Source organism: Tibeticola sp., from assembly GCF_022759015.1.
In the GTDB taxonomy this organism is placed as follows: Bacteria; Pseudomonadota; Gammaproteobacteria; order Burkholderiales; family Burkholderiaceae_C; genus Tibeticola; species Tibeticola sediminis.
The window spans coordinates 1-9,847 of record NZ_JAEMQB010000107.1 but is presented as its reverse complement, the minus strand read 5'-3'; the positions used below and the strand labels follow the sequence as shown (position 1 = coordinate 9,847).

Sequence of the window (9,847 nt, the reverse complement as noted above, 5' to 3'; positions counted from 1 at the left end):
CGTTCTCGAGCAGATTGCGCAGCAGCCGCCGCAGCAGCTTGGCCACGCCGCGCACCTCGAGCTGCGCCGGATCGGCAACGCCCCCGGTCACTTCCAGCGTGGCATCGACGCGCGCGGCCTCCTCGGCGGCCAGGCCGACGAGATCGAGCCGCTCGAAGGTACCCAAGTCGGTCTCAGGGGTATCGAGCCGGCTCGCCAGCAGGATTTCATCGACGAGCTGGTCGAGTTCGCCGATGCTGCGCTCGAGTTCCGCCCGCAACGCAGCAGGCGGTGCGCCCGCGTCGGCCGTCATCAGCTCCAGACCCATACGGATGCGCGCCAGCGGCGAGCGCAGTTCGTGCGAGGCGTTGGCGAGCAGCTGCTTTTGCGAGGCCAGCAGTTGCCGCTGCGTCGACAGCAGGGTTTCGATGCGGCCTGCCGCCTCATTGAACCGCGCGGCGAGTTCGGCGACCTCGTCCTGCCCCTGCACGGGCACGCGCGCCGACCAGTCGCCCTCACTCCAGCGGCGCACGCCGCGTTGCAACGCTTCGAGCCGCATCGTGAGGCGGCGCGCCACGGGATAGACCGCGACCGCCACGGCGACCCCGACCAAGGCCAGCAACCACAGAAAACCCAAGGGCGCTTCCACCCAGAACGGTGCTGCGTCCGCGCGCCAGCGTCGCGCCGGATCACCAGCCGGGCCCGGCAGGCCAGCCGCTCCCACGGGGGGGCCGGCATTCGGGCCTGCACCTGGCCGCAGCGGCGGCTCCATCGGCCGGCGCGGCAGTTCGAGCTGCAGTTCGCGCCCGTCGGCCAGCGTCACGACGAAACGCAAGGGCTGTCCCGGCTCGCGTCGCCGCTCGGCTTTGGCCGTGCCGATCAACGCGCCGCTGGCATCCCGCACCAGGACTTCGCGCGGCGGTGCGGACAAGCGCGCCTGATGGTCGGCTGCAACGCGCCAAGCCCAGCCGAGCAGCAGCGCGAGCACCGCAATCGCCGCAACCACGGCGAGCCAGATGCGCAGATAGAGCCGACGGGCCAGGGCCTGGAACATGGGGGTGAGTGCGAGGGATCGAGACGCGTGGACGCCGCAGGCTCAATCCTGCTGCTTCGCAAAAACGTAGCCCACGCCACGCACGGTGAGGATGCGCTTGGGGTTTTTCGGGTCGGCCTCGATCTCGGCCCGGATGCGGCCCACATGCACGTCGATCGAGCGGTCGAAGGCCTCGAGTTCGCGCCCGCGCACCGCTTCCATGATCTGGTCGCGCGTGAGCACGCGGCCAGCCCGCTCGGCCAGAGCGAGCAGCAAATCGAACTGGTAGGCGGTAAGCGTGCAGACGCGCTCACCGAGCCGAACCTGCCGCGCGTCGCGGTCGATCTCGAGCGAGCCAAAGCGTAAGCGCGATGCGGGTGCGTCGGCGGCCGGTGCGCTGCGCCGCCGCAGCAGCGCACGCACACGCGCGAGCAACTCGCGTGGCTCGAAAGGCTTGGGCAGGTAATCGTCGGCGCCGATTTCGAGGCCGATGACGCGTTCCATCGGGTCGCCTTTGGCGGTGAGCATCAGCACCGGCAGGCTGCCGGCCGCCCCGGGCTGCGCGCGGATGCGGCGGCAGACCTCGAGCCCGTCGATATCGGGCAGCATGAGGTCCAGGATGACGAGATCGATCGCCGGCACCGCATCCTGCAGCTGGTCGAGCCCCGCGCGGCCGCTGCCCGCGTGCGCCACCTCGAAACCCGAAGCCTGCAGGTATTGCGCCACCATCTGCGCGAGGCGCTCGTCGTCTTCGATCATCAGGAGGCGCTGGGACATCGGTGGCATCGGCGGGTTGGACGGCACGAGAGACAGGTCGGAATCATGCGGATGCAAGCCTGCGCGCGCATGAAGCCCAGGTAAACAAGCGTAAACCCTCTTCCTTCCGTGCGAAATTTACTTCAAAAATAAGAGCAAGAAAGCGACATTTCACGCCGGCATTCCACGATATTTCTTCATTTTTCTGCCACAGGTGCCCATTTCGAGGCCGCCCACACCAGAACGAGCACCGGCAGCCCCAACAAGGCGGTTGCGGTGAAAAACGAGGCGTAGCCGATGGCGTCGACCACGTCGCCCGAAAACCCGGCCACGAACTTGGGCAGCAGCAGCATCAGCGAACTGAGCAAAGCGTACTGGGTGGCCGAATAGCGCACCTGCGTCAGCCCCGAGAGGTAAGCGATGAATGCCGCCGAGGCGATGCCGCTGGCGAGGTTGTCGGCCGAGACCACGCCGATCAGCGCCGGCACGTCATGCCCATGGCCCGCGAGCCAGGCAAACAGGAGATTCGTCAAAGCACTGGCCGCCGCCCCGAGCATCAACACGCGCATCACCCCCAGCCGCAGCGACAGCACGCCGCCGATGAAGGCGCCGACCAGCGTCATCACGACGCCATAGATCTTGGTCACGGCTGCGACCTCGTCCTTGGTGTAGCCCATGTCCACGTAAAACGGGTTGGCCATGATGCCCATCACCACGTCGCTGATGCGGTAGCACGCGATCAGCGTCAGGATCAGCACCGCCTGCCAACGGTAGCGGCCGATGAAATCGGCAAAGGGCTCCACCACCGCGCCGCGCAACCAGTCGGCGAGGCTGCGGGCGCGCGGAATATCGCGCGCCGCAGGCTCGCGCGAGAAGCCCACCGTCACCATGCCCACGGCCATCGAGGCGGCCATCACGAGGTAGGCGATGCGCCAGGCCGCGGCGTCGTAGCCGCTGGCCTCGCCCTGCGCGCGCGCGGCAATCCACAACACCCCCGCACCGGCCCAGATCATCGCCAGCCGATAGCCGGCCTGGTAGCTCGCGGCCAGCGCGCCCTGGTGCGCGGTGTCGGCCGACTCGATGCGAAACGCGTCGAGCGCGATGTCCTGCGTGGCCGAGCCGAAGGCGACCAGCAGCGCACACCACACGATGGGCCCGAGCGCCTCGCGCGGATCGGCCAGCGCCATGCCGACCAGCCCTGCGGCAATCACCCCCTGCGCCAGCAGCAACCAGCTGCGCCGCTGACCCAGGCGGCCCAGCCCCGGCAGCGGCAGCCGGTCCACCAGCGGCGCCCAGGCCCATTTGAAACCGTAAGCCAGGCCCACCCAGCTCAAATGCCCGATGGTCGCGCGGTCGATGCCCGCCTCGCGCAGCCGGAACGACAGCGTGCCCAGCACCAGCAACAAAGGCAGACCCGCGGCAAAGCCGAGCGCGAGCATGCGCAGGCTCGCGGGCTCGAGGTAGACGCGCCAGGCCGCCAGCCAGCCGGGCGCAGCCGAGACAGAAGCCGGTGTCGCCTCGACCGCGGTGGCGGATTTCGCGGCGGGATCGTTGGGTATGGCCATCGGCTTATTATTCCCGCACCATGTGCTGGCTTTGCTCCCTCAAGTCGCAAGACTCCACCATCGACCATGAAGTCGGTGCCTACGCACGTCCGGCCGCGAACGCGCCCTGGGCGCCGCGGCGGGCCTTGCTTCAACTCGCCGCGGGCAGCGCTGCGGCGGGCATGTTCGCGCCCGCGCTGGCCCAAGTCGATGTCGGCAAACCTTCGACGCTGCGCACCCTGGTGCCGGCCGAAACGCTCGAACGCTCGGCCGCGCAGCAATACGCCCAAATCATCGCCGAAGCCCGCGCGAAAGGAGCGCTCGCGCCCGAGGACCATCCCGCACTGCGCGGCCTGCGCGCGATCGCGCGCCGCCTGATCCCGCACGCGCTGCCCTGGAACCCCCGCGCGCAGCACTGGCGGTGGGAAGTCCACCTGATCGCGAGCAAGCAGATCAACGCCTGGTGCATGCCCGGCGGCAAGATTGCCTTCTACACGGGCATCCTCGAACAACTCAAGCTCGACTCGGACGAAGCGGCGATGGTCATGGGCCACGAAATGGCGCATGCGCTGCGCGAGCATGCGCGCGAGCGCATCGCCAAGACCGAGGCGACCAACCTGGGCCTGCGCCTGGGCGCGCAGCTGCTCGGCCTGGGCCAGATCGGCGACGTCGCGGCCAACCTCGGCACCCAGCTGCTCAGCCTCAAATACAGCCGCGACGACGAAACCGAAGCCGACCTCGTCGGCCTGGAGATCGCCGCGCGCGCCGCGTTCAAGCCCGAGGCCAGCGTCGAGCTGTGGAAAAAAATGGCAGCGCTCAAGGGCGATTCCGAACCGCCGGGCTTTCTCTCCACCCACCCCAACAGCCCGGAACGCATCCGTCAACTCGAAGCCAACGTGCCCAAGGTGCGCCCGCTGTACGAGCAGGCGCTGGCGCGCGGCTGAACGGCGGGCACGGACCGCTACGCTCAGGTTCCACCCACGTACGGGTTGCTGCGGCGCTCGCGGCCAAAAGTGCTCTCCGGGCCGTGGCCGGGGATGAAGACCGTCTCGTCACCCATGGGCCACAGTCGTGTCACGATGCTCTCGACGAGCTGCTCGTAGCTGCCCCCGGGGAAATCCGTGCGGCCGATCGAGCCCGCAAACAAAACGTCGCCCACAAAGGCGCGCTGGACCTCGGCGGCGTGAAAGACGACATGCCCTGGCGTATGCCCCGGGCAATGCCGCACTTGCACGGTGCACGCCCCGAGCGACACCGTGTCGCCATCGGCCAGCCAACGGCTGGGCGTGAAGGGCTCGGCCGGTGGAAAACCGAACATGCGGCTTTGTTCGGGCAAGGCGTCGATCCAGAACTGGTCGCCGGGATGCGGGCCGATGATCGGCAGCCCGAGCGTGCGCGCAAGCTCGCCCGCGCCGCCGGCATGGTCGATGTGCGCGTGGGTGAGCCAGATCTGCTCGAGCCGCAACCCCAACCGCGCCGCTTCGCTCAGCAACCGGTCGAGATCGCCGCCCGGGTCGATGACGGCCGCTTGCATCGTGGCGTCGTCCCAAACCAAAGAAGCGTTTTGGGCAAATGGCGTGACGGGAACGGTGTGGTAACGAAACATGCGGGGAAACCATAGGTGCCTGAGGCCCCAAGTATCGCCCCGAAAAAATAGAATGGACCGATCCGGTGGTCGCGAGCCGCAGCGACACCCGCCTCCCAAATCGGAGACACCCATGCGCTTTTTGAAAACACTCTGCCTTGCGCTCGCCGCGGGCCTGGCGCTCGCCACGGGCGCCGCTCTGGCCCAACAGGCTCAGTTCATCAACATCCTCACCGGCGGACAAAGCGGGGTCTACTATCCGCTGGGCGTGGCACTGAGCCAGATTTTCGGCAAGGCCATCCCCAACGCGCGATCGACCGCGCAGGTCACCAAGGCCAGCGCCGAGAACCTCAACCTGCTGCAGGCCGGGCGCGGCGAACTGGCCTTCGCCCTCGGTGATGCGGTGTCCGACGCCTGGAAGGGCGATGCCGAGGCCGGCTTCAAAACCAAGCTCGACAAACTGCGCGGGCTCTCGGCCACCTACAACAACTATATCCAGATCGTCGCCAGCGCCGACAGCGGCATCAAGACGCTCGCGGACCTCAAAGGCAAGCGCGTCTCCGTCGGCGCCGCGAAATCGGGCACCGAGCTCAATGCGCGCGCCATCCTCAAAGCCGCGGGCCTGAGCTATGCCGACCTGGGCAAGGTCGAGTACCTGCCCTTTGGCGAATCGGTCGAACTCATGAAGAACCGCCAGCTCGACGCCACGCTGCAGTCGGCCGGGCTGGGCGTGGCCTCGATCCGCGACCTGGCCACGGCGGTCAAGATCGTGGTCGTGCCCGTGCCCCCGGAAGTCGTGGCCAAAGTCGGTGACCCGGCCTATCAAACCGCCGTGATTCCGGCCAACACCTACACCGGGCAGACCGCAGACGTGCCGACCGCGGCCATCCCGAACTTCCTCGTGACCCATGCGGGCGTGCCCGACGCGTTGGTCTATCAGATGGTCAAGGCGATGTACGACAACCTCGACACGCTCCGCGCCGCGCACAACGCCGCCAAGGCCATCCAGCGCGAAAACGCCGTCAAAGGCATGCCCATCCCGCTGCACCCGGGTGCGGAGAAGTACTACCGCGAAGTCGGCGTGATCAAGTAAGCGCACCTGCGCCCCACCCAGCCCGGCGCGCGGGGGCACCGCGCGCCCAAACGCTCGTCGAACCCGCCACCCAAGGCCCGCCATGTCGCACGACCCCGCTCCTGAAAACGCCCCCCCGGCAGCCGCGTCTTCCCCCCGCCATCCCGAGCTTGCGGGTCTGACCTTTTGGATTGCACTCGCGTTTTCGGCATTTCAGCTGATCACGGCGGCCTTCAGCCCGCTCTCCAGCCAAGTGGTGCGCACGGTGCATGTGGGCTTCGTGCTGCTGTTGATCTTCACGCTCTACCCGCCGTTCGAGACGCGCGAGCGCTGGCGCAACCTGGGCCAGACTCTCGGCTGGACGCTGGGGCTGGTGGGCTTCGTCTTCGGTCTTTACCACTGGCGCTATGAGGCCGACCTGACACAGCGCGCCGGCGAACTGATCGCCAGCGACTGGGTGGTGGGTGTCGTCACGCTGGCGCTGGTATTCGAAGCCGCGCGCCGCGTGATGGGCTGGGGCCTGCCGCTGGTGTGCGCGGTGTTTTTGGCGTATGGACTGTTCGGGCAGCATCTGCCCGGCGTGCTCGCGCACCGGGGCTTTGGACTCGATCAGATCGTGAGCACCCTCGGTTTTGGCACCGAGGGCATTTATGGCACGCCGACCTATGTGTCGTCGAGCTACATCTTCCTCTTCATCCTGTTCGGTGCCTTTTTGGAGCAGGCGGGGATGATTGCGCTCTTCACCGACTTTGCCATGGGCACCGTCGGCCACACGCGCGGCGGGCCCGCGAAAGTCGCCGTGATCTCCAGTGGGCTCATGGGCACGATCAATGGATCCGGTGTGGCCAACGTGGTCACCACCGGCCAATTCACCATCCCGCTGATGAAGCGCTTTGGCTACAGCCCCGCGTTCGCTGGTGGGGTCGAGGCGACCAGCAGCATGGGCGGGCAAATCATGCCTCCGGTGATGGGTGCGGTCGCCTTCATCATGGCCGAGACGATCAACGTGCCCTATGTCGCCATCGTCAAGGCGGCGCTGATCCCGGCCATCCTGTATTTCGTCACCGCATTCTGGATGGTGCACCTCGAAGCCGGCCGCCGCGGGCTGCACGGCCTGCCCAAAGACCAGTGCCCCGATCCCTGGGCTGCGGTGCGCGAGCGCTGGCATCTGCTGTTGCCGCTGCTCGGTCTGGTGGTGCTGCTGTTTTCGGGCTACACGCCGCTGTTCTCGGGCACGGTGGGACTGGCGCTCACCGTCGTGTTGATCTTTGGCGCCGCGGCGCTCAGCGGCGTGCAGTCGCGCGGGTTACGGGTTCTGTTCTGGGCGCTGCTCGGCCTGGCCTGCGCGGGCTTTTTCCGCTTCGGCGTGGGTACCTTCTTCGTGGTCATTGCCGTGCTGCTGGCGTTGACCTACGCGAGGCGCGTCGGTGCCGATGCGCGCCGCCTCGCGCTCCTCGCCCTGGCCGACGGTGCGCGCCATGCACTGCCGGTGGCGATTGCCTGTGCGCTGGTGGGCGTGATCATCGGCATCATCAACCTCACGGGCGTGGCGGCCGAACTGGGCGGGCAGATCATCGCGGTCGGCGAGAACAACCTGCTCCTCGCGCTGTTCTTGACCATGGTGATCTGCCTCGTGCTGGGCATGGGCATTCCGACGATTCCGAACTACATCATCACCAGCTCCTTGGCTGCGCCGGTCTTGCTCAAGCTCGGCGTACCGCTGATCGTCTCGCACATGTTCGTGTTCTATTTCGGCATCATGGCCGACCTCACGCCGCCGGTGGCGCTGGCCGCGTTTGCGGCCGCACCGATTGCTGGCGCGTCGGCGCTCGCCATCGGCATGCAAGCGCTGCGGGTCGCGATCGCGGGCTTCGTCGTGCCGTTCATGGCGGTCTACAGCCCGGCGCTCATGCTGCAAACCGACAACTGGGTCGATGTCGCCTGGATCGTTTTCAAAGCGCTCGTGGCCATCGGCATGTGGGGTGCGGGCGCGATTGGTTATCTGTGGGCGCCGCTGCGCGCTTGGGAGCGCGCTTGGGCAGTTGCAGCGGCGAGTCTGCTCGTGGTCGCCTATCCGCTCACCGATGAAATCGGGCTTGCGCTGATCGCGGCCTTCGTCGCATGGCACGCCTGGCAGGCCCGCCGCGCGGCCGCGGCATGAGCCCATGTGGCTCGGCATCTGTCTGAGCCTGCTCGCCTCGGCGAGCACCCCCGAGGTGTTCGTGCCGGCCGAGCGCTTCACGCTCGCGTGGATGCACTCGATCGAACGGGTGCGTTGGGAGGAGGACTACCGTGTCGAGCTGACCGCGGGCAGCGCCACGCCAGTGCTGCGAGCAACGCAGGCCCGCATTCGCGGTTCCGCAGCCGGCATGGAGCCGCCGGACGATGCCAGGCTCGTCGAGGGCTGGTACGTCTACACGCCCGCGCAAACCTGGCTGCCAGAACTTCGGCTCACGCGTTCGCCCTACACCGCCGACTATGAGGTGTGTGTCGCCGACCGCTGCGCGCCTGTGCACACCTGGCTGCCCAGCGACGGGGGCATCACCCGTTTGCGCCCCTGCACTCGGCCCTGAGCGCCGCTCAATTCAGACCACCGAGCGAGTCGGCGGGCCGCGCAGCCAGCCGCTGCTGCAAATGCGCAATCAGCCCCTCACAGGCGTCCTCGATGAGGTCGAGCACCTGCTCGAAGCCTTCTGCTCCGCCGTAGTAGGGGTCCGGCACGACGGGGCTGTCGTAGCGGCGGCAAAACTCGGTCAGACGGCGGATTTTGCGGCGATGCGCGGGCGGCGCCATCTGCTCGGCCAGCGCCAGGTTGTCCCAGTCCATCACCAGCACGAGCGTGCTGGCCTCGAAGTCGGCCTCGGTCAATGGCCGTGCGCGCAGGTCCGAGAGTTCATAGCCGCGCTGCCGCGCATGCTCCTGCGCGCGTTCATCGGGCGGCTTGCCCGCATGCCAATGCCCATGCGTACCGGCCGAGTCCACCCGCACCCAGTCCGCCAGCCCCGCCTCCGCCAGCTTGCGCCGCAACACGCCGTGAGCGGTGGGACTGCGGCAGATGTTGCCGAGACAGACGAAGGTGATGCGCAGGGGTGTGGACATGGCACAAACGCGGGCGGAGGGGGCAGAGGGCATTGAGCGGGGCTAAATCGAGCCACATTGTGCCGCGCCGGGCCGCAGCCGCGTGCGCCAAGGGCCATGCTAAGGCAACGCTGAACAAGTCCCTCGCGCGCCGCGCATCCCGGCAGCGGGCGGTCTGCTTCGTTGCAAATCCTCGCCATAGCTTCGGCTATGGCTGCGGTTTGCGCCTCGCATCCCATCCCGCGGCCGGGCGCGCGCCATCGCAGGAACTTACTCAGCGTGGCCCTAAACCCGTTCCCGCGATGGTGCGCGAGGGACTGGGTCAGCCCTGCCCAAGATCACCCCACCGGCAGCCGCGTGCTGTGCTTGACTTCTTCCATCACCGCGTAGGTCCGCGTTTCGCGCACGCCCGGCAGTTGCCAGAGCACGGTGCCGGCAAAGGCGCGGTAGGCCGCCATGTCGGCGAAGCGAGTTTTGAGCAGGTAGTCGAAACCGCCCGCGACCATGTGGCATTCGAGGATGTCGTCGTGCACCTGCACCGCAGCCTTGAACTGCTCGAACACATTGGGCGTGGTGCGGTCGAGCAGCACCTCGATGAACACCAGCAAGCCGCGGCCGAGCCGTGCGGGGTCGAGCCGCGCCTCGTAGCCGAGGATCACGCCGTCGCGCACCAGGCGCTGCACCCGCGCGAGCACGGCCGTCGGTGAGAGGCCCACCTGCTCGGCGAGTTTGAGGTTGGACAGCCGCCCGTCCGCCTGCAGGGCTTGGAGGATGCGGCGGTCGATGCGGTCGATTGAGGT

10 protein-coding genes are annotated in these 9,847 nt (G+C 67.8%); 4 read left to right on the top strand and 6 right to left on the bottom strand.

Annotated elements, in window-relative coordinates:
- The 3 genes from JHC36_RS06775 to JHC36_RS06765 form a co-directional block, all read right to left on the bottom strand.
- Window positions 1-1,033: histidine kinase dimerization/phospho-acceptor domain-containing protein (locus JHC36_RS06775; protein ID WP_287917443.1), on the bottom strand; the 1,033-nt coding region annotated here is incomplete at its 3' end.
- A 42-nt stretch (window positions 1,034-1,075) separates the two neighbouring features.
- Entirely contained in the window at window positions 1,076-1,789 is a 714-nt protein-coding gene (locus JHC36_RS06770; RefSeq protein WP_287917440.1) for a response regulator, read from the bottom strand.
- Window positions 1,790-1,965: 176 nt separating this feature from the next.
- Window positions 1,966-3,333 (bottom strand): AmpG family muropeptide MFS transporter, encoded by a 1,368-nt coding sequence (locus JHC36_RS06765; protein ID WP_287917438.1) that lies wholly within the window; start codon window positions 3,331-3,333, stop codon window positions 1,966-1,968.
- 20 nt (window positions 3,334-3,353) lie between these two features.
- Between JHC36_RS06765 and JHC36_RS06760 the strand changes: the two genes are divergently transcribed.
- A complete protein-coding gene (locus JHC36_RS06760; RefSeq protein ID WP_124222782.1) occupies window positions 3,354-4,256 on the top strand; it encodes a M48 family metallopeptidase in 903 nt (300 codons plus the stop codon).
- Between the two features lie 23 nt (window positions 4,257-4,279).
- On the opposite strand, the gene JHC36_RS06755 is transcribed toward JHC36_RS06760, so the two are convergent.
- On the bottom strand, window positions 4,280-4,918 hold the full coding sequence (locus JHC36_RS06755; RefSeq protein ID WP_287917435.1) for an MBL fold metallo-hydrolase: 639 nt from the start codon (window positions 4,916-4,918) through the stop codon (window positions 4,280-4,282).
- Window positions 4,919-5,030: 112 nt separating this feature from the next.
- Here JHC36_RS06755 and JHC36_RS06750 point away from each other — a divergent pair, with 112 nt between their 5' ends.
- The 3 genes from JHC36_RS06750 (at window position 5,031) to JHC36_RS06740 (ending at window position 8,542) form a co-directional block, all read left to right on the top strand.
- Entirely contained in the window at window positions 5,031-5,990 is a 960-nt protein-coding gene (locus tag JHC36_RS06750; protein ID WP_287917432.1) for a TAXI family TRAP transporter solute-binding subunit, read from the top strand.
- Window positions 5,991-6,072: 82 nt separating this feature from the next.
- Window positions 6,073-8,130: a TRAP transporter permease gene (locus JHC36_RS06745; protein WP_287917429.1), complete on the top strand. Its 2,058-nt coding sequence runs from the start codon at window positions 6,073-6,075 to the stop codon at window positions 8,128-8,130.
- A gap of 4 nt (window positions 8,131-8,134) precedes the next feature.
- Window positions 8,135-8,542 (top strand): DUF1850 domain-containing protein, encoded by a 408-nt coding sequence (locus JHC36_RS06740; RefSeq protein WP_287917426.1) that lies wholly within the window; start codon window positions 8,135-8,137, stop codon window positions 8,540-8,542.
- 7 nt (window positions 8,543-8,549) lie between these two features.
- On the opposite strand, the gene JHC36_RS06735 is transcribed toward JHC36_RS06740, so the two are convergent.
- Window positions 8,550-9,068, bottom strand: coding sequence for a low molecular weight protein-tyrosine-phosphatase (locus JHC36_RS06735; RefSeq protein WP_287917423.1), 519 nt, complete (start codon window positions 9,066-9,068; stop codon window positions 8,550-8,552).
- A gap of 317 nt (window positions 9,069-9,385) precedes the next feature.
- Complete coding sequence (locus tag JHC36_RS06730; protein ID WP_287917446.1) at window positions 9,386-9,841, bottom strand: Lrp/AsnC ligand binding domain-containing protein; 456 nt, start codon at window positions 9,839-9,841, stop codon at window positions 9,386-9,388.
- Between the last annotated feature and the right edge of the window lie 6 nt (window positions 9,842-9,847).

What these genes read in the sequence shown, in the direction of transcription:
- JHC36_RS06770 (WP_287917440.1), bottom strand. Translation starts at nt 1,789, where the DNA reads ATGTCCCAGCGCCTCCTGATGATCGAAGACGACGAGCGCCTCGCGCAG.
- JHC36_RS06765 (WP_287917438.1), bottom strand. Translation starts at nt 3,333, where the DNA reads ATGGCCATACCCAACGATCCCGCCGCGAAATCCGCCACCGCGGTCGAG.
- JHC36_RS06760 (WP_124222782.1), top strand. Translation starts at nt 3,354, where the DNA reads ATGTGCTGGCTTTGCTCCCTCAAGTCGCAAGACTCCACCATCGACCAT.
- JHC36_RS06755 (WP_287917435.1), bottom strand. Translation starts at nt 4,918, where the DNA reads ATGTTTCGTTACCACACCGTTCCCGTCACGCCATTTGCCCAAAACGCT.
- JHC36_RS06750 (WP_287917432.1), top strand. Translation starts at nt 5,031, where the DNA reads ATGCGCTTTTTGAAAACACTCTGCCTTGCGCTCGCCGCGGGCCTGGCG.
- JHC36_RS06745 (WP_287917429.1), top strand. Translation starts at nt 6,073, where the DNA reads ATGTCGCACGACCCCGCTCCTGAAAACGCCCCCCCGGCAGCCGCGTCT.
- JHC36_RS06740 (WP_287917426.1), top strand. Translation starts at nt 8,135, where the DNA reads ATGTGGCTCGGCATCTGTCTGAGCCTGCTCGCCTCGGCGAGCACCCCC.
- JHC36_RS06735 (WP_287917423.1), bottom strand. Translation starts at nt 9,068, where the DNA reads ATGTCCACACCCCTGCGCATCACCTTCGTCTGTCTCGGCAACATCTGC.